We start from the raw sequence: 21,345 nt of genomic DNA on the forward strand, positions 1-21,345 counted from the left end.
GTCTCGCCGCCTTCCGCTTCGCGGCCGGTCTCCGCGCAGCCGGTCCCGCCGCCTTCCGCTTCGCGGCCGGTCTCCGCGCAGCCGGTCCCGCCGCCTTCCGCTTCGCGGCCGGTCTCCGCGCAGCCCAGCTCCGCCCAGCCTGTCTCCGCCCAGCCCGTCTCGTCGCGGCCGGACTCCGCAGACCCGGCCTTCCCGCCGTCGGCCTACTCGCCGCCTGACTCCACGCCGCTTGGCTCCACGCCGCCTGACTTCTCGCCGCCTGACTTCTCGCCATCGGCCTACTCGGGCCGGGACTCCTCGCCGCCGGCCTACTCACCGGTGCCGGTCGAGCCTGGTGTCGTGCCGGTGGACGGTCCGCCCGTACCCGCCCCGTCGTCCGATTTCGATCAGGGCGCGGCCGGTGCCTGGGGTGTGCCGGAGCCGGTGTCGCCGTACAGCCGTGCGCCCATCGGGCCGCAGGCCGACTTCTTCGAGTCGACCGGGGACCTGAGCGACGACGACTGGCCCGACTTCGACAACTGGCCGGCGTCGCCGCAGGTCGGCGCGGCCACTCCGCCCGCCACCGACCCGGTGCCGGCGCCACCGGTGTCGACGCCGCCGCTCTGGCAGACCGTGGGCAGCTCCGGTCTTCCGCCGGTGCGGGATCGCCGGAGCTCGGCGAGCCCGGATGCGCCGTACGCCCAAGAGCTGGCCGACCCGTACACCCAGGAAGCGCAAGCACCGCTCCCCGTGCCCGCGCAGGAGAAAGCCCCCGCCAAGCGCAAGGAGAAGTCCCCGGCCAAGCGCAAGAAGGAGCCGAAGAACCTGCCGGTCCGGCAGGACAAGAAGGCACGGCCGGCGCCGCTGCGGCCGCACAAGCTGAAGTTCAACGACCGCGATCCGGCCATGGAGCTGGAGATCAGTGAGATCGCCGGGCACCTGACCTTCACCCAGAGCACGGTCACCGCCTGGTACTCGCTGCCCGAGGTGCGCTGGGCCTTCCGTCCCGATGCCGAGCGGGAAGCCCTGCTCAGCGCCATCTCCGAGCAGTACGCGGGCCTGGCCGGCTTCCGGCTGCACCTGCGCCGCACCAACCGGCCCTTCCCGGCCGACGAGTGGGCCCGCACGGTCGACTCGTTCACCGCGAAACCGCTGCCCGACGTGCGCGGCGGCACCAGCTGGTCCGACCATCTCGTCGCCGCCCAACGGCACCTGCTCTCGGTCAACCACGCCGAAGGGCAGACCTACCTGGGCGTCACCTTCGCGCGGCGCTCGCTGGGCGACACGTTCTCCGAGCGCATCCTGCGCATCTTCGGGCGCGGCACGTCGGACAGCGAAAGGCGCAAGCTCGGCCGTACGGTCGAGCAGTTCGACGAAGTTCTCAACGCGTTCGGCATGCGCGGGCGCCGGGTCACCCCGCAGGAGCTGGAATGGCTGCTGTTCCGCTCGGTCGCGCTGTGCATGTCGCCGCCCGGGCCGCTCTCGCCCGTCACCAACGGGCAGTGGGACACCGGTGATCTGCTGGCACTGACCGAGCAGGTGGAGCGCTACCGTACGCCGTACGGCTCCACGGTGAAGCTGGTCAACCGCATGACCGGCGAGGAAAGGCACGTGGCGGTGCTGTCCGTCGGCCGCATGGAGCCGCTGGAGATCCCCGAGAAGCACGAGCCGTGGCTGCACTTCCACGAGCGGCTGCCGTGGCCCATGGAGATCTCCTCGCGCATCGACATCCTCGGCTCCGGCAGCTCGTTCAAGAACCTCGAGCACCGGCTCCGCATGATCCGGTCGCAGCAGCTCGACTACGCCGAGCACGGCATCGACGCCCCGCCCGAACTGGAGCGCCTGGCCAAGCGCGCCCTGGTCATCGGCGACGAGATGACCACCGGCCTGCCGGTCGAGTCGGCCCGCGCGCACGGCTGGCACCGCATCGCGGTCGGCGGCGCCACCCGTGAGGAATGCCTGGAACGGGCCCGGCGGCTCATCCAGCTCTACTCGCGCGAGATGCGGATCTCGCTGCAGCACCCGAAGAACCAGGACCAGCTGGCCCGCGAGTTCATCCCGGGCGAGCCGATCGCCAACACCGGCTACGTCCGCCGGATGCCGGTGAAGCTGCTGGCGGCGGCCCTGCCGCAGGCGGCGTCCACGGTCGGCGACCGGCGAGGCGACCTGATCGGGCGTACGGCGGGCACCTGCCGGCGGCCGGTCTTCCTCGACCTGCACTTCCCGATGGAGGTGCGGGAACGTTCCGGCCTCGGCGTGTTCGTGGCCGAGCCCGGCGGTGGAAAGTCGACGCTGATGGGTGCGCTCGGCTATCTGAACGCCCGCCGCGGCGTCCAGGTGACCCTGCTCGACCCGTCCGGCCCGCTGGCCCGGCTGTGCCAGATGCCGGAGTTGCGGCCGTACTCGCGGGTGCTCAACCTGACCGGTTCTGAACAGGGCACGCTGGCGCCGTACGCGCTGATTCCGACACCGGTGCGCTCGGAGTTCGCGACCGGGCCGGGCGGCGACCGCGAGTTCGAGATCGCGGTCTCCAACGCCCGGGCCGAACGCCGCATGCTGGTCCAGGACATCTGCTCGATGCTGGTGCCGCCGCAGGTGGCCAAGGAGGCGTCGACGGCGACGCTGCTGCGGCACGCGGTACGGCAGGTGCCGGCCGAGGAGACGTCCACCCTCGACGACGTGGTCCGCACCCTGCAGAACCTGGACAACGACGAGGGCAAGGAACTGGCCAACCTGCTGCTCGACACGGCGGAGATGCCGCTGGCGCTGCTGTTCTTCGGCTCGCCGCCACAACACCTGTTGGGCGCGGACGCGGCGCTGACGGTCATCACGATGGCCGGCCTGCGCCTGCCCGACCTGAAGATCGAACGCGAGTACTGGTCGGCCGAGGAGTCGCTGGCCCTGCCGATGCTGCACACGGCGCACCGCTTGGCGGTCCGCCGCTGCTACGGCGGGTCGATGTCGTCCCGCAAGATGGTGGGCCTGGACGAGGCGCACTTCATGGAGGGTTGGCGGTCGGGCCGTTCGTTCCTCGTACGCCTGGCCCGTGACTCCCGGAAGTGGAACCTGGCGGCGCTGGTGGCCTCGCAGAACCCGCGCGACATCCTGGGCCTGGACGTGCAGAACCTGGTGTCGACGGTCTTCGTGGGCCGCATCGCGGAGGACCAGGAGATCGCCTCGGAGGCGCTGCGCCTGCTCCGGGTGCCGGTGCACGACGGCTACGAGGCGACGCTAGCCTCCTTGTCGCAAGTGGACACTTCGTCGTCGACGCGACTGGGTTTCCGCGAGTTCGTGATGCGTGACGTGGACGGGCGCGTGCAGAAGGTCCGGGTCGACGTGTCGTACGTCGAGGGCTTGCTCGAACACCTGGACACGACACCGACGGCCGCAAAGGCACCACCGACGGCCATTCCGATGTCGCCGTCCGACCTGGAGGCTTGAGATGGTGCGGCGGGGATTGGCGCTGCTGCTGACGATGTTCGTCATCGTCACAGCGTCGATCGTCTGGGCGGTGGCCCCACCGGCAGCCTCAGCCGCTCCGGCCGGCTTGCCAGCAAAGGCCCCAGGCGGCGCCTGCAGCGTCGAGGAATGGCAAAGAGACATCCCCGGCTGCGTCGACCGGCTCACCGGCGAGATCTCAGAATCGGCTGAGTGCCAGAAGCCACCGACGCCGAGCACCCCCGACTCGGGACTCGCCGGATGGTTCGCCGAGCGTCCGGCATCGTCGACCAAGCCCGGACCTCAGGGCATCTACAGCAGGTACGGCTATGCGGGTTACAGCTACACAACATACGACCTGGACAGTGGCTGTGCGTCGACACTCATCGATCCGGACTACAAGTTCGAGACGACAGTGGCCAACGGCGAGTTCATGATCGCCACTGCAATCATCGGAGCATCGAACGCTCTGCGCGAAAGGGCTTGGAACCCGGCGTCGATGTGGGGCTGGGCTGACCCGCTGGTCGACCAGGCCACCAAGGCCGTATACGAGAAGGTCTTCAGCGTCTTCGGAGTCATAACTCTTGCCGTCGTCGGTATCTACCTGATCTGGCGCTCACGCCAGGCTGAGATGGGCGCCGCGACGACCACCGCAGGCTGGGCGATACTCGTAATGGTCGCTGTAACAGCGATCGCCGCCTGGCCCGTCAAGTCCGCCAATATAGCGGACCAAAGCCTCATTTCTACTCTGAGCGTCGTCCATGACGCGGTCGGACCACGCGCCCAAGACACTCCAGCTAATCAGTGTGACGATCCGACGCCCGGTGCATGCGATGACAACCGCCCGCCCGCCGTCCGGGCCAGCGACACGGTCACCGACACGATGCTCTATCGCAACTGGTTGAGGGGCCTGCTCGGCTCCGCTGACAGCGAGACTGCGAAGAAGTACGGCATGGCGCTTTACGACGCGCGATCGCTGTCCTGGAGCGATGCTCAGCGTCTCCGCTCCAACCCGGCTGACCGGGAGCCCACGATTGCGGCGAAGAACGAGCAGTGGAAACGGGTTGCCGAGCAAATCAAAAGGGAAGACCCCGAAGCGTACGGTTATCTGCAGGGCGTCAACGGCATCGACCGCATCGGCGCCGGCTTCATCGCGATGCTGGCAGCAATCATGTTCGCGATGTTCGACCTCACGGCTTCGGTTCTGGTACTACTGGGCTTCCTTGTATTCCGTTGGGCGGTGATTGCCGCACCCATTCTCGGCACTGTCGGCCTTCTCCGACCCGCGAGCGCGGGCATCAAGCGGCTCGGTAACGCCGTCGTGGCAGCAGTGTTCAACATCCTCATCTTCGGCACGGGTGCCGCGATCTACCTTTTCGCCGTCGACATGATCATGAGCACGGTAAGTCTTCCCGGTTGGTTGCAAGTCATGCTGGTTTGGCTGTGTGGCGTCGCAGGCTGGCTGCTTCTCCGTCCTTACCGCCGCGTCACGCAACTCGGCGGTAAGGACGGGGCCCGCACGATAGCCACGGGCTCTTGGACCCGAAACTTCTTCCGTGACATGCGGGAAGCGGCGAAGACCGAAGCTGCGGATGGAGACAAAGGTCAGGTCATCACCAAGGGCGGCCGCACCGTGTACGTCGATCAAGGCAATCTACGGCCGGAGGCTCGCCTCGAGGACCCCGCTCATTCGGCGGCCAGCCGGGGTGATCTTGCTCCAGTGACCGCCGGCTCCGGAACGCGGAGTGGCGGTCCAACGCGCCCGGACGGTACCGAATCGGTCCGAGACGTCGCTGAGGCACCCCAGCCCGAGAGGAACGAAACCGGCAGGAGAGAAAAGGCCACTACCGCCTCCCGGGCCCAGTCGGCCGCCAGTTGGACGGAGCCGGACGAGCCTGAGCGTCCCGCGTCCTTCACGATCTACCGGCCGGAGACCGGCACTAGCACGCCCGAGCCGGTGCCGCCGGTCAGCCCACGGGTGCGCTCCGAGGCGAAGTGATTACATGCCCCGCTCATTTGAACTCGGCCTGAATCGGATCTTCCGGTCGCGATGGGGCGTCGCCATTGTCATCGCGGTTATTGTGCTTGCGGTTGTGGCACTCGGCCGCTTGTTCGCCGGCGAGGGCTCGTCGCAGCCGCCGTTGGACGCAGGCTCGCCCGCACCCGCGATTAGTGTCGATCCGGCCGAGGACGACAGCGTCATCGACACCGCGCCACCACCGCGCCCGTCCACCAGTCCGGGTCGGGCTCAGCCCGAGGCCGTCGCTTATGCCTTCGCGTCGGCCTGGGCCGACCATCAGAACATCACACCGAAGGCTTGGCACGATCAGTTGCTGCCGAACGCCACCAAAAAGCTCGCCAGCGAGCTCTCCGGCGTAGACCCGGTCAGTGTGCCGGCCGATCGGGTAGTGGGGCGGCCGAGCCTTGTGCCAGTGAGTGCCGCTGTGGTGAAAGCGATCGTCACCATGGACTCGGGCAAGCTCAGCCTTCGGCTGATCTCCCAGGACGGCCACTGGCTCGTAGACGGCATTGACTGGGACTCGGCGTGAGCATTCCGCGGCGACGGAAAATCGTTCTTCTCATCGCCTTGGGGGCAACGCTTGTTCTGCTGTGCTGTGGCGGCAGTATCACGGCGCTGCTGTTCGGCGGGGTCACCGACGAGGGCAGCAAGCTCAACCTCGCCATGGGCTGCGGAAAGGGTGGACCGGTCGACCCTGATTCCAAGCTTCCGCGCATACGGCCGTACGGCACCACTCAGATGCGCAACGCGGCCATTATCATCAACGTGGGGGCTGACCTGAAGATGCCTCCGCGGGCCTGGGTCATCGCCATCGCGACCGCCATGCAGGAATCGAATCTCACTAATCTCGGCAACCTCGGCGCACGGAACGACCACGACTCGCTGGGTCTTTTCCAGCAGCGGCCCAGCACCGGCTGGGGATCGCCGAAACAGGTCATGGACCCGGCCTACGCGGCGACAAAGTTCTACCAAAAGCTCAAGACCGTTCCCGACTGGGAGCAGATAGCGCTTACTGAGGCCGCACAGAAGGTGCAAATCAGCGCATACCCCGACGCTTACGCCAAGCACGAACCACTCGCGACCCAGATCGTGAACCAACTAGCTGACGGCGCAGCGAACGCGGTGGGTGGCTCGATCGCCATGGTTTGCGCCGCCTCTGGTCAGATTGCCGCGTCCGGCTGGACCATCCCGCTCAGCGCGGTCGTCGGATCTGGCTTCCGCACCGCGTCGCGCCCCAATCACCAGGGCGTGGACCTAATCATCGGGCGGTACACGCCGATTGCCGCTGTGGCGACCGGCGTCGTCTCGAAGGTGAAATGCGACGAAGACCATAGTGGACGTCAGACCTGCAACAAAGACGGCTACCCCGGTAAGGGCGGGTGTGGCTGGATGGTGGAGATCCAGCACGCGGGGAACGTCATGACAAGGTACTGCCACATGGTGCAACGGCCATTCGTGAAGGAGGGGCAAGAGGTGACGGCGGGCGAAATCATCGGTCGTGTCGGCACCAGCGGCAACTCCTCAGGCCCTCACCTGCACTTCGAAGTACACCTGAACAACGACCGGTCGAGCGCGGGCGCTATCGACCCCGTAACGTTCATGAGAACGCAGGGAGCGCCGCTGGGAGGTGCGGGATGATCGGCGGACCGATGCCCGACCCTTTTGCCATGCCCGACGGCTCGCTGGAAACGCCGCGCCCCATCGTGCCCACACCCGCGGCTATGAGCGGATCGCTTCGGGGCCGTCGCGTCCTGATCGGGCTACCCGGCCATGGGTGGCGCGGGGACCTGCGGTCGGACGAGAAGGTCGTGCAGGGCAGCCGGACGTACATCCCGGTCATGCAGGAGGGCGAGTGGTATCGCGCCGAGTCCGAGCAGACCGAGGTCTTCGCGCCCTTGGTTCCGGTCGAACGCGTGTGGGTCGAGGATTACGGTATTAGCGGGCTGGCGTCGACTGCCGGGGATGTGACGTCGAGGTTGGTCTCCCTCGACGAGCCGTCCCGACGGGAACCGATCAAGGCCTTAGATTCGGCTCGCCTCACTGGTCTGAGGGTGGTACGGATGCTCGACTCGGGCGAGGAACAGCGCGACCTCAGAGCCGTCACCGAAATGCACACCAATAATGACGGCGACGTCTGCGTCCGAGTGGCTCACGAAGTGGAGTGGTACCGCTGGGCTTGGAGCGGTCGAGCCCCACGGACCGCAGAGGTTCCCGTTCACCTTTTGTGGCTCGAGTAGATTCACCCAACCTTGGAGGCGGCGCATACCCGCCATCCATCCTCGTCAAGCAAGCTGAACGACCACGATTCGGTTCGACTGCTTACCTGCCTACCATTGGCGGAACCTTGAATAAGAAGATCAACCTCCACTTTCTTGCTGCGGCCTTCGCCCGATACGGTTAAGGACTCCCAAGTGGCGGTGACCGAGGTACCGAACTTCCGCTCGCGTTCGACCATCTCTGCCCGAAGGGCCGCAAGGACCTCAAGACGGGCGCCACTCTTGCATGTGTAGAGAGCCGCTTCGTCGTCACTACGGTCATTCAGATAGCCACGGATAAAACTCGATGTCACTTGGTCGGGGGAGGCGCGGTCGATTTCTGTTTCTTTGTCGTAGAGAAGGACGGCCACGCCTATGCCGCCCAGGCAGAGCAGGGTGACGACACCAACGGCTATTGCTAGCCACAAGCGTCGGCGGGGGTTGCGAGGGCTCTTGGGCTTCTCGGCGGGCTCGGGTATGACTCCCCCTGCTGGCGGCTCGGGTGGCGGCGTGGCTCCGGCTGAGGGCTCCTGCGACTGCACACATACGACAGTAGTGCCTCGTCACCCGTAACCGCCCTCTTGGCTACCCAGGGGCACAAGCTTCGCGACTCGGGCAGAGACGGTGTACCGGGAACGCGATGGCTGGGTTGCTCTGGGATAAGTTTTATCCGCACACACAGGAGGTGAGAGCGGTGTCTGATCCGGCTTCGCGGGTCCATCAGGCTGCCGCTTTGCACCGGCAGGCGGCTGCTGTGGCTGATGCCGCCACGGCTGTCCTCGATGGGGACGGGGGGATGACGCCCGATCCGCTCGAGCAGCATCGGCTTGTCGAGGAGCTTCGGGTTGCCGCGGCTGCCCTCGCGCCGGGGTGGCTGGGGGCGCCGCTCGAGGCTCAGTCGCTCAACACGCCGCTCGGTGGCGTCTATCCTCCTCAGTTTGTTCGGCTCGGTGCCGCTCAGCCGCTTGACGACGCTCAGTTTCCCGCCCTTGTTCCTCTTCTCGGCACCGGGCATCTCACTGTCGACGCCACCGCCACCGACTCCCGGGTTTTCGGTCTTCTGCGGTCTCTGCTCGTTCGCCTTCTCGCTGCCGCCCCGGCCGGGTCTCTTCTGGTGCGGGCCGTCGACGGGGTCGGGGCCGGCGAGGTTTTCGCGCCTTTTGCCGGGCTCCGGGATGCGGGGCTGATGTCTCCTCCGGCCACCGACCGGCAGGGGCTGCGGGATGTGCTCGCCGAGGCCGAGAAATGGCTGCGACCGGGCCGTGGGGTCGCCCCGCGCCGGAGCCGCCGGGACCGGATGATGCTTGTTGTCATCGCCAGTCTGCCTGAGCTGACCGAGGGTGAGGAGCTGCGCCGGATCGCCGCGCTCGCTCAGCAGGGGCCCGATTCAGGGCTTCATCTCATTGTGGCCGGGTGGCCGCCGCCTCCGCTGACCGCCGAGACCACTCAGGCGCCTCTACCCCGTACGACAATGGTCTCCGTCCGTAATCCCTATGCCGTCATCGGTGATCCGCCCGGCGCCACCTACGGGTCGATTCCCAGCGTCTCCTGGCTGAACGCCCCCGTGTTCCTCGACGAGGACCCGCCGCCTCATCTTGTGGAGGCCGTCTGCCGGGAGCTGGCCGCCCATTCGGCCGCCGCCTCGCATGTCACCCTCGCCGATCTGCTGCCCGAGCCGGGTGAGCGGCTGTGGGCCGGTGATGCCGCCGAGGGGCTGAGCACCGTGGTCGGCCACGACGGGGAGACGCCGCTGGTCCTACGGTTCAACGATCTCACTCCGCACTGGATGGTCGGCGGCCGTTCCGGCGCCGGCAAGACCGCCTTCCTGGTGAACGTTCTCTACGGGCTCGGCGCCCGGTACAGCCCGGCCGAGCTTTCGCTCTTCCTGCTCGACTTCAAGGAGGGCGTGACCTTCGCCGAGTTCGTGCCGACCCGCCGCGACCGCACCTGGCTGCCGCACGCCCGGGCCGTCGGTGTCGAGGCGGACCGGGAGTACGGGCTGGCCGTGCTTCGGGAGCTCGACGCCGAGCTGACCCGGCGCTCGGCGGCTTTCGAACGGGCCGGCGTGTCCAAGTTCTCGGAGCTGGAGGCGGAGAAGCTGCCGCGCGTCCTCTGCGTCATCGACGAGTTCCCGGTGCTTCTCGCGAGCGCCGACCCGGTGGCGACCGAGGCCGCCGCCCTGCTCGACGCGCTGACTCGCCGGGGCCGTTCGTGCGGTATCCATCTGATCCTGGCCAGCCAGAACGTTCAGGTGCACGGCCCGCGGGACTTCTTCGGCCAGTTCCCGGTGCGCATCGCCCTGCCCGGCGGCGGCGACGTTCTCGAGCCGGCCAACGATTCCGCGGCCGGCCTGCCGCTGGGTACCGCCGTGGTCAACACGGCCGGTGGCCTCGGCGGTCCTCGCGGCGCGACCCGCGGTCATGAGCGGGTGGTCCGCTTCCCCGACCCGCACGCCGACGAGGAACTGCTCAGCGACCTGCGGCACCGGCTGTGGGGTGCCCGTGATCCCGAGGCGCAGCCGCCGCGCGTCTTCGCCGGCTACGCGGCGCAGCATCTCGCCGACGATCCCACCTACCGGGCCGCCCTGGCCGGGCGTGCGGTGCGGCCCACCGCGCTGGTCGGCCGGGCGCTCGACGTCAATCTCTCCACCGCCGCGTTCCCGCTGGACGCCTCGCCGGGACGCCATCTGGCCATTTTCGGTACGCAGGCGGCCGGCTCGGAGGTGCTCGACGCGGCCGCCCGTAGTGTGGCGGCCTGCCACCCACCCCGTACCACCCGGTTTGTCATCGCCTCGCTGGTCGCCGAGGGTGACCGGCTCGCCGAGGCCCTCGCCGCCGAGATCGGGCATCGGCAGGAGGTCGTGATGGTGGACGCGGCCGGTCTGGCCGCCGAGCTCGACCCGAACCGGCCGGGCTACCGGGTGGTCTTCGGCATGGACGCGACGCCGCTCAACGGTTTGCCGGGCCTGCGGGACCTGCTGCGGGACGGGCCCGGCCAGGGTGCGCATCTGCTCTCCTGGTGGCGTGATCCGCGCCGGCTGGGCGACGAGGCGCAGGACGTCGCCGGCCTGCTCTTCCTGAACGTACCCGCGGCCGAGGTGGCGGCGATGGTGGGTCGGCCGCTGGAGTGGCAGCCGCGCCCCAACCGCGCTCTGCTGCACGACCGGCACGCCGACCGCACGGTGACTCTCGTGCCCTTCCTCGAGCCGGACCGGGAGGAGTCGTGACCGACCAGCAGACCAACGCGATCCCGGCCCAGGCGACCCCTCCGGCGCCGGGCCCGTGGGCCGACTACCTGGCCGCCGCGCAACGGCTCGACGCGGTTCGCCGTGCGGCCAGCTCGAGCTCGGGCGAGCATCAGGCCGCGGCCACGGCCGCGAGTCAGGAGCTTTCGGCCGTACGATCCCAGCTCGCTCACCAGGAAGCGCGTCTGGGCGCGGAGTTCGGCGTACCCGTGACCGAACTCAGACCGACCCGGGCCGACCTGGACGTGGCCGCTCAGGCCGTGGCCGGCGGTCCCGGCGCGGCCCTGGCCGCGCTGCAACAGGCCCGCCGGACCGCGGAGACCGCTGAGGCCCTGCTGACGGGTCCGGCGCCGGGCCGGCCGTGGCGGCCGTGGACGCGCAACCTGCTGGTGTACGGGCCGTTCGCGGTGGTGGTGCTGATCGTGCAGATCGCGCTGTACCTGGTGGCCTCGCCGGGTTCGGTGCCGACCTACGCCCTGTTGTGCGGCCTGAGCATGCCGTTGGTGGCGTTCGGGCTGGGCTGGGCGACGATCGGCTTCGTGTGGGGCGGCGGCCAGGAGAGCGTCGACCGCACCCCGATCGTCGGCGCGATCGCCTGCCTGACCCCGGTCCTGCTGACGTGCATGGGCGTCGGGCTGGCGTCGTTCTTCAACTGAACCAACCCGGCACGTCGACCGGGAAGGTCGGGCCGGACACGACCGTCCGCAGCGACGATTCGATCAGCTCGACCCGCTCGGCGCCCAGCTCGGTGACCCAGCGGGCCCGCAGCAGGTCGAAGATCTCGGCCGACTGGGTCAGCGAGTCGAGGCCGCGCGGGGTGAGCCGGATCAGCTTGCGCCGGGCGTCGGCCGGGTCGTCGAACCGTTCGACGTAGCCGAGCGCCGCCAGCCGGTCGACGGTCTTGCCGGCGGCCTGTTTGGAGACGCCCAGGCGGCGCCCGATGTCGCTGGCCGAGGCGCCGCGTGACCCGATCGCCTGCATGGCGAAGCCGTAGGCGGGGCGCACGTCGGGGTGGCCACGCCGGGCCAGTTCGGCGTGCAGCTCGTCGATCAGCGTGCGGAAGCCGGCGAACAGCAGCAGCGGCAGCTCGTAGCCCTCAGCCATTGGCAAACTCGACAACCTGGTTTACGGTTTGGACAACCACGTTGTCGATCCTACGGGAGTCCACGATGTTCGCTCAGCACACCCTCGAATCCGCTCCCCCCGCGTCCCGGCCCTTGATGGAATCCCTTCCAGGTCCCCTGCCGGCCGTGGTGGGACGGCTCGCCGAGTCACCGGAGATGCTCGGCGGATTCCTGCACGCCAGCCACCTCTTCGAGGCGAGCACGCTCGACCCGCTCGCCCGGGAGGTGGTGGTCATGACCATCGCAGCCCGCAACGACTGCGGGATCTGCCTCGCCATGCACACCGGCCGGCTGCGGAAGCTGAACGCCGCCTCGGAGCTCATCACGGCGCTACGGGAGCAGCGTGCCTTGGCCGACCCGCGGCTGGAGGCGCTGCGGGTCTTCACGCTGGAGGTGCTCGCTACGGCCGGGGACACTCCGGTCGACGGCTTCCTCGCGGCCGGTTACACCCGGCGCAACGCGCTCGAGGTGGTGCTGGGCATCGGGACGTACACGATGTCGACCCTGGCCAACCGGATGGTCGGCGCGCGTTGATCAGCGCGCGTTGATCAGGGCCATGGCCTCGGCCCGGATCTTGGCGTCGGTCTGGAAGGCGCCGCGGACGGCCGAGGTGACAGTGCGGGCGCCGACCTTGCGGATGCCGCGCATCTCCATGCACAGGTGCTCGCACTCGAGGACGACTATCGCGCCGCGGGATTCGAGCTTCTCCATCAGCAGATCGGCTATCTGCGACGTGAGGCGCTCCTGCACCTGCGGGCGCCGGGCGTAGACCTCGACCAGGCGGGCCAGCTTGGAGAGACCGGTGATCCGGCCGTGCGTGCCGGGGACGTAGCCGATGTGGGCCACGCCCTTGAAGGGGAGCAGGTGGTGCTCGCACATGCTCATCACTTCGATGTCGCGTACCAGCACCAGCTCTTCGTGGTCGGCCTCGAAGGTGGTCTTCAGAACCTGGGCCGGGTCGACGCGCAGGCCGGCGAAGAGCTCGGCGTAGGCGCGGGCGACCCGGGCCGGGGTGCGCTCCAGCCCGTCCCGGTCCGGGTCCTCACCGATCGCGATGAGGATTTCCCGGACCGCCTTCTCGATCCGCCCGAGGTCGACGGACTGCTCGACCGGAGCACCGGTGAGCTTTCCGTCGACCAGGCGGGCGGCGAGATAGTCGAGGGCGTCGTCGTCGCTGATCAGTTGCTGCTTTCCGGAGCGCTGCCGTTCGGGTTGGAACCGATGGCAGCCTGGCCGTCAGCCACGGCCTGGGCCTTGAGCTTCTCGCGCTCGGCGGGGGTGAGCACCGGCGGCGCCTCGGACGGCATGCGCTTGCCGAAGCCGTTGAACGGCGACATCGGCGGGCGCTTGACGACCCGGGCACAGATGCGGTCCATGTCCTCGCGGGTGATGGTCTCTTTCTCCATCAGCTCGAGGACCATGCTGTCGAGCACGTCGCGGTACTCGACCAGGATCTCCCACGCCTCGTCGTGCGCCAGCTCGATGAGCGCGCGCACCTCGGCGTCGATGTCGGCCGCGACCGAGTCGGAGTAGTCCCGCTCGTGGCCCATGTTGCGGCCCATGAACGGCTCGTCGCCGCTCGTGCCGTACTTGACCGCGCCCAGCTTGGAGCTCATGCCGTACTGCGTGACCATGGCCCGGGCCAGGCCAGACGCCTTCTCGATGTCGTTGCCGGCGCCGGTGGTGGGCTCGTGGAAGACGAGCTCCTCGGCGGCCCGGCCACCCAGCGCGTAGGCCAGGGTGTCGATCATCTCGGCGCGGGTCTGCGTGTACTTGTCCTCGGTCGGCAGCACCAGCGTGTGACCCAGCGAGCGGCCACGCGGAAGGATCGTCACCTTGTGCACGGGGGCGGAGTGCGGGAGCGCGTACGCCACCAGCGCGTGACCACCCTCGTGGTAGGCGGTGATCTTCTTCTCGTTGTCGCTCATCGCCCGGGTGCGCCGCTCGGGACCGGCGATGACCCGGTCGATCGACTCCTCGAGGAACTCGTTGGAGATCGCCCGCTTCTCGTTACGGGCGGTCAGCAGCGCGGCCTCGTTGATGACGTTGGCCAGGTCGGCGCCGGAGAAGCCGGGCGTACGACGGGCGACCGAGTCGAGGTCGACGTCGGGCGTGAACGGCTTGCCCTTGGCGTGCACGCGGAGGATCTGCTTGCGGCCCTCCATGTCCGGGTTGTCGACGGCGATCTGCCTGTCGAAACGGCCGGGACGCAGCAGCGCCGGGTCGAGGATGTCGGGCCGGTTGGTGGCCGCGATCAGGATGACCCCGCCCTTGGTGTCGAAGCCGTCCATCTCGACGAGCAGCTGGTTGAGCGTCTGCTCGCGCTCGTCGTGACCGCCGCCCATGCCGGCGCCGCGGTGACGGCCGACCGCGTCGATCTCGTCGACGAATACGATCGCCGGCGCGTTCGACTTGGCCTGCTCGAACAGGTCGCGGACACGGCTGGCGCCGACACCGACGAACATCTCGACGAAGTCCGAACCGGAGATCGAGTAGAACGGCACACCGGCCTCGCCGGCAACCGCGCGGGCCAGCAGCGTCTTACCCGTTCCGGGCGGGCCGAACAGCAGCACGCCCTTCGGGATCTTGGCGCCGAGGGCCTGGTACTTCGCCGGGTTCTGGAGGAAGTCCTTGATCTCGTGGAGCTCCTGGACCGCTTCCTCGGCGCCGGCGACGTCGGCGAAGGTGGTCTTCGGCGTGTCCTTGGTGATCATCTTCGCCTTGGACTTGCCGAAGTTGAGCACCCGCGAGCCGCCACCCTGCATCTGCGACATGAACAGCAGCAGCAGGATCACCAGGATGGCGATCGGCAGCAGGTTGATCAGCAGACTGAAGAGGATGTTGTCGCCCGAGACCGTGGCGTCGACCGTGCCGGTGATCCGGCCCGCGGTCTTGGCCTCGTTGACCTCGTTCCAGATCGTCTGGGTGACCTCGTACGGGTACTGGGTCTCGATTTTGTCAGTGGTCTTGCCATCGAATCGTTCCGGCGAGGCGAGGTCGATCTGGAGCGTCTGCTCCTTGTCCTTCTGGACGACCTTCTTGATGCCGGGCTGATTGAGGCGCTCGAGCGCCACCGAGGTATCTACGCGCTGGTAGCTCGGACCACTGGTGAAGAACGAGCTCAGCGCAATCACGCCGATGATCACCAGAATGATCCAGACCACCGGGCGGCGGAAGAAACGCGTACGTTCCATACTGTTGTCGGGCGCCAAGCGCCCGGACCCTCCTGATCGGCGTCCTGGTCACCTCAACGGTGCCGCCCACGGCGGCTGCCGGAGCGATACCCCGCCTGATGACGGTGAATCATCCCGGCCCTCCAGCGCTTGTGACACCGCGCCTTCGGTCACTCGACGGTACACCGTGGGTGCCGGTTGCGAACCCGTGAGCCCGCTGGCCGGACACCTCCCGGCCCCCGCCCGTTCAGCGAGGTTTCGGAGCAAAACCGCCCATAAGGACGGATTTCTGAGAAGAGGCTGAGAAACGGTTCAGCTACGGGCGTAGACCTCGGGCCGCAGCACACCGACGTACGGCAACTCGCGGTAGCGCTCGGCGAAGTCCAGACCGTAACCGACGACGAACTCGTTCGGGATGTCGAACCCCACGTACTTCACCGGGACCTGGACCTTGACCGCATCCGGCTTACGGAACAGGGCGACCACCTCGACGCTCGCGGCCGAGCGCGACTGGAGGTATTTCATCAGCCACGACAGCGTGAGACCGGAGTCGACGATGTCCTCGACCACGACCACGTGCCGGCCGGTGATGTCCCGGTCCAGGTCCTTGAGGATGCGCACGACCCCGGAGGTCGTGGTGCCCTGCCCGTAGGAGGAGACCGCCATGAACTCCATCTCGGTGGAGGGCCCGTGGTGGCCGAGCGCCCGCGCGAAGTCGGCCATGAACATGACCGCCCCCTTGAGCACGCAGACGAGCAGGATGCCGCCCTCCGCGTCCGCGTGGTCCGCGGAGACCTGCTTCGCCAACTCGTCGATCTTTTCCCGGATCTGCTCCTCAGAGATGATCACGTGGTCGATGTCGGCGTCGTACCAGGAGCCATCAGCCATGGCACCAGCGTGCCGCATGAAGGTTGCCGCCCGCCGCACGGGGCGGCGATCAAGTCGGACGGAACCCAAGGAAAACACCCAGTTCGGGTCGCTAGGACCGGCGAATCGGACATGCCGAGTGACCACTCTCACAGAGCGTCAGGGCACTCGAACGAGTGCTCCGCGGTCGCGAGCCACCCGAATGCCGCCGGGAAGGTGCACCGGACCCTGCCCGCGCCAGGCGGTGACGAGCGCGTCGAGCGCCTCCACATGCCGATGCGACAGCGCCCCGCCGGGCGCACCGAGCCGCAGCGCCCAGGAGTGCAGCACGCGTTTCCGGATCGCCGGCATCAGCGCCGCCAGCGCATCAACGGCCATATCGTCGGAAAAATCCGCAGCAATGGCGTCGAGCGCTTCGTTGTCCTGCCCGATTTGACCGGCGGATCGCGCGAGGTTGGCCACCACGGCCGGCCCCAGGGCCTCGACCAGCGCCGGAAGGGCGGCCCCACGCACCCGTGACCGCGCGTACGCCGGGTCCGAATTGTGCGGGTCCTCCCAAGGGGCCAGACCCAAAGCCGCGCACGCTTTCCGGGTATCGCTCCGCGCCACGTCCAGCAACGGCCGCAGGAAGATCCCCTTCACGGCCGGCATCCCCGACAACCCGCGCGGCCCGGCCCCCCGGGCCAGCGCCAGAAGAACAGTCTCAGCCTGGTCGTCCCGCGTGTGCCCCAGCAGCACCGCCACCGCGTCGTGCCGCCGAGCCGCCTCGGTCAGCGCCTCGTATCGCGCCGTCCGCGCCGCCGCCTCGGGCCCACCCGTCCGCCCCGCGACCGACACGGTAGCGATCTCGGCGGGAACAAATCCGGATTTTTCGGCCCACAACCGGACATCAGCGGCACGGGCGGCCGACCCGTCCTGCAGACCGTGATCAACAGTCACCAAGCCCACCTGGCGCCCGACGAAACGGGCCGCGGAAGCCAGAGCCAGCGAATCCGCCCCACCCGAGCAGGCCACGAGGACCAGCCCGTCGGCCGGCAGGGCCCGCCGCACGGCGAGCCGCACCGCCGCCACCGAGGGCGGAATCCGCGCCACCTACCCCCCGATCGCCGGCTGCGGGCCGTGCACACGGGTCACCCACGCGTCCGGGTCGCCCAGCTCGTCGAGCCGGGGCAGGGTCAGCGGCGAGTCGAAGATCTTGTTGAAGCCGTCCATGCCGACCCGCTCGACCACACCGTGCACGAACTTGCGGCCCTCCGCGTACTGCCGCATCTTGACCTCGATGCCGAGCAGCCGGCGGATTGCCTTCTCCAGCGGGTTGCCGCTCTCGCGGCGGCGGTTGAACTTGGCCCGGATCGACTCGACGCTCGGGATGACGTCCGGCCCGACGCCGTCCATCACGAACTCGGCGTGCCCCTCGAGCAGGGTCATCAGGGCGGTCAGCCGGTCGAGCACCGCTTTCTGCCCCGGGGTCTGCACGATGTCGAGCACCGAGGAACGCGACTCGGGGTCGCGCAGCGCGTCGGACAGGGTGGCCACGCCGCGGCGCATGCGCTCGAGGATGTGCTCGGTGCTCTGCGACGCGTCGACGAAGGCCTGCACCTCACCCAGGAAGTACCCCCGCATCCACGGCACGGCCGTGAACTGGGTGCGGTGGGTGACCTCGTGCAGGCAGACCCAGAGCCGGAAGTCGCGCGGGTCGGCGCCCAGCTTGCGCTCCACCTCGACGATGTTCGGCGCGTTCAGCAGCAGCTGGCCCGGGTTGCCGGAGAACACCTCGTACTGCCCCAGGACCCGCCCGGAGAGGTAGGCCAGGATCGTGCCGGCCTGCACGCCGGTCACCCGCGAGCCGATCGCGTCGGCCAGCCCGCCCGGCTGCTTGTCGCCGGAGAGGCGGGTGACCAGCGGAATGATCACCTGTTTGAGGCCCTCGATGTTCGTCGCCGCCCAGTCCTTGCGGTCGACGACCCGTACCGGAGGAACCTCGACCTGCGACGTCAGCCCCGTGTACGCCGCGACGTGCCCGGCCGCCTCGTCGGTGAGCGCCCGCAGCTCGGAGACCACCGCCATCGCGTCGTCGTAGGAGACCGCGGGCCCGGATTTCGACAGCGCGCCAGCGGTCGCGGCGGCCAGATCCCAATCAACGAACTGCGCCATGCACCCCACCGTACCCGCGCATTTCCAGCCTTCACCTCAGGTGAATCCCCGAGATCAGCACCCACAAGTAACTAGGCGAGCCGGCACCCGGTCCAACGCCGCCCGCGCGGTCACCGCGTTCCCCGAGCCACTGGCCATGATCGCGAAGGCCAGCAGCCGCCCCTCCCGGGTGGTGACCACTCCGGCCATCGTGTTGACCCCGCTCAGGGTGCCGGTCTTGGCCCGTACGACCCCTTGCCCGATCTGATTGGTCTTGGGCGCCACGAAGCGCTTCGTCAGCGTCCCCGACCACCCCGCGACCGGCAGCCCCCCGAAGAGGCTGCTCAGTGCCGGTTGCTGCCCGCTCGCGGCGAGCGAGAGCAACTGGGTCAGCATCGTCGGGCTGATCCCGTTGTTCCGGGAGAGCCCGCTCGCGTCGTACAGATCGGCCTCCTCCCCCGGAAGCCCCAGGTCGGTCAGCTTCTTCACGATGGCGTCGGTGGCGCCGTCGAAGGTCGCCGGCCGCCCCGCCGCGAGCGCCACCTGCCGCCCGAGCACGTCGGCCATGGTGTTGTCGCTCTGCTCCAGCATCCAGTCGGTGAGCTGCACCATCGGCGGCGACAGAACGGCTCCCAGCTGACGCCCCGCCTCGGGCGCCTTGCCCCTTTTCACGGTCGCCGCCGACACCCCGAGCTGCTTGGCGAACGCCTTCCCGGCCGCGACCGCCGGATCCGGATACCGCGGATCCCCACCGAACTCGTTGTGCACCGGCTTGATCCGCCCCGCGTTGGTCATCAGCGACTGGATCCGCGACACCTGCCCACCGGGAGAAATGTCGGAAGGATCCCACCCGACCGCTGTTTCCGGCCCACTGAACAGCGAGGTATCGATGGTCACCTTGGTCGGCTTGTCCGCGCCCAGCGCCTTCTTCACCTGCGCCGCGAGTTGGTCAAGGCGAGCCGCCCCCGGGAACTGCCCCTTCGCCCCCACCGACAGCGACGGATCCCCACCACCGACCAGCACGACCTCACCCGGCGCACTGCCCGCCACGGCCCGGGTGCTCAACCGGTAGGCCGGCCCCCGCGCGGCCAGCACAGCCGCCGCCGTCAACAGCTTGGTGGTGGAGGCCGGCGTGGTCATCGTGTCGGCGTTGCGCGCGTAGAGCACGTCCCCGGACGCCACATCCAGCACCCGAACATGCACCTTGTTCCCCAGCGCCGCCGACCCCACCAGCGGATCGAGCGCCTTCTTGACACCGGCCGCCGTCAGCGCGGTCCCCCCACCAGCGGCCGCCGCCAGCACCGGCGTAGGCGCCGCTTCAGCCGTAGGCGCCGCCGTCGTGGGCGCCGCACTCGGCTCGGCCCCCAGCCACCCCTTGACGGGCCCAGGCCGAACAATCCCGACAACGGCCGCGAGACCCACCAAAACTACAGTCAAAGACGCCAAAACCCATTTTGTACGCGTCCTCCGACCAGCCCCCGGCTTTTCCCGGCGAGGTTCGTCGTCGGTCACGGCCGTAGCGCCCGCTACGGGCCGAAGCGCGGGGTCACGCACAACAGCGCTGGAGGCCGGCACCGCCCGCCCGGCCGCCCCAGCGCCAAGCCCGCCACCTCCCGCGACCTGCGAAGCGAGATCAACAGTCTCCCCACCAGGCGCCGCGTTCGCGCTGACAACCTGCGTGTCGGCACTGCGGGGAGCCCCCTCGGCCCCGGCTTCCGGCGCACGATTCCCAGCGCTCTCCGGATAAGCCCCAGACGGCTGCCCGCCGGCCTGCGGCCCGCCGTAGACGCCGCCACCCGCAGACTGCCCCGCATCCGCCGCCGCCGACCCGCCATTGACACCAGCGCCCACCTGATGCCCAGCGTCCACTGCCGTCGACCCGCCATAGACACCACCGCTGACCTGCTGCCCAGCGTCCACTGCCGTCGACCCGCCATAGACGCCACCGCCCGCAGGCTGCCCGGCATCCGCCGATGTCGGCCCGCCGTAAACGCCGCCAGCCGGCTTGGGCCGGTCCTGGCCGACGTTCCGGCCCACCGGAGCCGCCCCGCCCCGGGAGTCGACTTCCGAAGACCGACCCGCGACCGCCGACCCGGATCCACCACGCCCGGCCGCGCCGCCCGCTTCCGAAGACCGTTGTGCGGAACTCTGACCTGACCCGCCGTAAACCCCGCCGGCCGGCGCCTCAGCAGTCGAAGCAGGCGCGGAGCTTTGACCCGACCCGCCGTAGACACCACCGGCCGCCGATTCAGATGCGGAGCTCTGGGCTGATCCGCCGTAAACACCGCCACCCGCCGGAGCAGGCGCGGAGCTCTGGGCCGACGCCCCATAAACACCACCACCCGCCGGAGCGCTCTGACCTCGCCCGCCGTAAACACCACCGGCCATCGGCTCAGCGCTCGGAGCAGGCCCGGATTCCGCTCCGGACCGGGAGGCTCCGCCGCGCTCACCGGACCCCAGCGGTGGTCCCGACGCAGCCGACGGCGCTCCGCCATCCACCCGCCCGGGCGTGCCGTAGACGCCACCAGCCGGCTGGGCATCGGAAGACGGAGCCCCACCAGCAGCGGCCGAAGAGGAAGCGTCCGGCGAGATCAGATCGCCGAGCGCCTGCGCCGCACTCCCATAGACCCCCGCACCCGCCGACGACCCACCGCCGCCCTCAGATGGTGCAGAGGAAGTCCGCGCCGCCCCGCCATAAACGCCACCGGGCCGCTGAGCTCCCTGCCCAACTGCACCGGCAGCGCCCGCCGACCCACCGACCGGCCCGCTCGCGGTAGCCCCAGAGCCACCCACAGCGGCCACGCTCGCAGTCGCCCCAGAACCACCTACGGCAGCTCCACTCGCAGTTGCCCCAGAGCCACCCGCGGCAGCGCCGCTCGCACTTGCCCCAGAGCCGCCGCCGGCAGCACCCATCGCCGTTGCCCCGGAACCACCCGCGGCAGCACCCATCGCCGTTGCCCCGGAACCACCCGCGGCAGCACCCATCGCCGTTGCCCCGGGGCCGCCCACGGCCGAGCTTCCCGTAGCACCTGCCGGCCTACTCGCACCGCCCGCTGACCCGCTCGCAGCCGCCGCTTGCCCAGGCTGCCCGGACATCGAGGACCGGCCTTCG

General features: G+C 69.1%; 16 protein-coding genes. 8 read left to right on the forward strand and 8 right to left on the reverse strand.

Annotated elements, in window-relative coordinates; all coding sequences use genetic code 11:
- Positions 1-339: 339 nt before the first annotated feature.
- The 5 genes from AB0C26_RS15745 to AB0C26_RS15765 are packed head-to-tail and all read left to right on the forward strand — an operon-like array spanning position 340 to position 7,674.
- A complete protein-coding gene (locus AB0C26_RS15745) occupies positions 340-3,420 on the forward strand; it encodes an ATP-binding protein (protein WP_360247265.1) in 3,081 nt (1,026 codons plus the stop codon).
- Position 3,421: 1 nt separating this feature from the next.
- Complete coding sequence (locus tag AB0C26_RS15750) at positions 3,422-5,416, forward strand: MFS transporter (protein ID WP_360247267.1); 1,995 nt, start codon at positions 3,422-3,424, stop codon at positions 5,414-5,416.
- Positions 5,417-5,420: 4 nt separating this feature from the next.
- Positions 5,421-5,966, forward strand: coding sequence for a hypothetical protein (locus tag AB0C26_RS15755; RefSeq protein WP_360247269.1), 546 nt, complete (start codon positions 5,421-5,423; stop codon positions 5,964-5,966).
- Positions 5,963-7,075, forward strand: a complete 1,113-nt coding sequence (locus AB0C26_RS15760; protein ID WP_360247271.1) for a M23 family metallopeptidase — start codon at positions 5,963-5,965, stop codon at positions 7,073-7,075. The genes AB0C26_RS15755 and AB0C26_RS15760 overlap by 4 nt, the downstream gene beginning before the upstream one ends.
- Entirely contained in the window at positions 7,075-7,674 is a 600-nt protein-coding gene (locus AB0C26_RS15765; protein ID WP_360248259.1) for a hypothetical protein, read from the forward strand. The genes AB0C26_RS15760 and AB0C26_RS15765 overlap by 1 nt, the downstream gene beginning before the upstream one ends.
- Positions 7,675-7,676: 2 nt before the next feature.
- On the opposite strand, the gene AB0C26_RS15770 is transcribed toward AB0C26_RS15765, so the two are convergent.
- Positions 7,677-8,063: a hypothetical protein gene (locus AB0C26_RS15770; protein WP_360247273.1), complete on the reverse strand. Its 387-nt coding sequence runs from the start codon at positions 8,061-8,063 to the stop codon at positions 7,677-7,679.
- Positions 8,064-8,488: 425 nt separating this feature from the next.
- Here AB0C26_RS15770 and AB0C26_RS15775 point away from each other — a divergent pair, with 425 nt between their 5' ends.
- Together AB0C26_RS15775 and AB0C26_RS15780 are read left to right on the forward strand one after the other, a co-directional pair.
- The gene (locus tag AB0C26_RS15775) at positions 8,489-10,918 is read left to right on the forward strand and encodes an FtsK/SpoIIIE domain-containing protein (RefSeq protein ID WP_360247275.1); all 2,430 of its coding nucleotides are present in this window, start codon (positions 8,489-8,491) and stop codon (positions 10,916-10,918) included.
- Entirely contained in the window at positions 10,915-11,592 is a 678-nt protein-coding gene (locus tag AB0C26_RS15780; RefSeq protein ID WP_360247277.1) for a hypothetical protein, read from the forward strand. Before AB0C26_RS15775 ends, AB0C26_RS15780 begins: the two co-directional genes overlap by 4 nt.
- Here the strand turns inward: AB0C26_RS15780 and AB0C26_RS15785 are convergent.
- Entirely contained in the window at positions 11,585-12,040 is a 456-nt protein-coding gene (locus tag AB0C26_RS15785) for a MarR family transcriptional regulator (protein WP_360247279.1), read from the reverse strand. The genes AB0C26_RS15780 and AB0C26_RS15785 overlap by 8 nt on opposite strands.
- 146 nt (positions 12,041-12,186) lie before the next feature.
- Between AB0C26_RS15785 and AB0C26_RS15790 the strand changes: the two genes are divergently transcribed.
- Positions 12,187-12,594, forward strand: a complete 408-nt coding sequence (locus tag AB0C26_RS15790) for a carboxymuconolactone decarboxylase family protein (RefSeq protein WP_360247281.1) — start codon at positions 12,187-12,189, stop codon at positions 12,592-12,594.
- On the opposite strand, the gene folE is transcribed toward AB0C26_RS15790, so the two are convergent.
- The 6 genes from folE to dacB form a co-directional block, all read right to left on the reverse strand.
- Positions 12,595-13,242, reverse strand: coding sequence for a GTP cyclohydrolase I FolE (gene folE, locus AB0C26_RS15795; RefSeq protein ID WP_360248261.1), 648 nt, complete (start codon positions 13,240-13,242; stop codon positions 12,595-12,597).
- Entirely contained in the window at positions 13,239-15,254 is a 2,016-nt protein-coding gene (ftsH, locus tag AB0C26_RS15800) for an ATP-dependent zinc metalloprotease FtsH (RefSeq protein ID WP_360247283.1), read from the reverse strand. The genes folE and ftsH overlap by 4 nt, the downstream gene beginning before the upstream one ends.
- A gap of 291 nt (positions 15,255-15,545) precedes the next feature.
- Positions 15,546-16,121 (reverse strand): hypoxanthine phosphoribosyltransferase, encoded by a 576-nt coding sequence (hpt, locus tag AB0C26_RS15805; RefSeq protein ID WP_360247285.1) that lies wholly within the window; start codon positions 16,119-16,121, stop codon positions 15,546-15,548.
- A 138-nt stretch (positions 16,122-16,259) separates the two neighbouring features.
- Positions 16,260-17,192, reverse strand: a complete 933-nt coding sequence (tilS, locus tag AB0C26_RS15810; RefSeq protein WP_360247287.1) for a tRNA lysidine(34) synthetase TilS — start codon at positions 17,190-17,192, stop codon at positions 16,260-16,262.
- Positions 17,193-18,254, reverse strand: a complete 1,062-nt coding sequence (locus tag AB0C26_RS15815; RefSeq protein ID WP_360247289.1) for a zinc-dependent metalloprotease — start codon at positions 18,252-18,254, stop codon at positions 17,193-17,195.
- Between the two features lie 54 nt (positions 18,255-18,308).
- Complete coding sequence (dacB, locus tag AB0C26_RS15820; RefSeq protein ID WP_360247291.1) at positions 18,309-19,535, reverse strand: D-alanyl-D-alanine carboxypeptidase/D-alanyl-D-alanine-endopeptidase; 1,227 nt, start codon at positions 19,533-19,535, stop codon at positions 18,309-18,311.
- Between the last annotated feature and the right edge of the window lie 1,810 nt (positions 19,536-21,345).

Source organism: Actinoplanes sp. NPDC048796, assembly GCF_040650035.1.
Classification (GTDB): domain Bacteria; phylum Actinomycetota; class Actinomycetes; order Mycobacteriales; family Micromonosporaceae; genus Actinoplanes.

Bases quoted from the DNA above. Each gene is read 5' to 3' on its own strand.
- AB0C26_RS15750 (WP_360247267.1), top strand. From the start codon at position 3,422: ATGGTGCGGCGGGGATTGGCGCTGCTGCTGACGATGTTCGTCATCGTC.
- AB0C26_RS15755 (WP_360247269.1), top strand. From the start codon at position 5,421: ATGCCCCGCTCATTTGAACTCGGCCTGAATCGGATCTTCCGGTCGCGA.
- AB0C26_RS15775 (WP_360247275.1), top strand. From the start codon at position 8,489: ATGACGCCCGATCCGCTCGAGCAGCATCGGCTTGTCGAGGAGCTTCGG.
- AB0C26_RS15785 (WP_360247279.1), bottom strand. From the start codon at position 12,040: ATGGCTGAGGGCTACGAGCTGCCGCTGCTGCTGTTCGCCGGCTTCCGC.
- ftsH (WP_360247283.1), bottom strand. From the start codon at position 15,254: ATGGAACGTACGCGTTTCTTCCGCCGCCCGGTGGTCTGGATCATTCTG.
- hpt (WP_360247285.1), bottom strand. From the start codon at position 16,121: ATGGCTGATGGCTCCTGGTACGACGCCGACATCGACCACGTGATCATC.
- AB0C26_RS15815 (WP_360247289.1), bottom strand. From the start codon at position 18,254: ATGGCGCAGTTCGTTGATTGGGATCTGGCCGCCGCGACCGCTGGCGCG.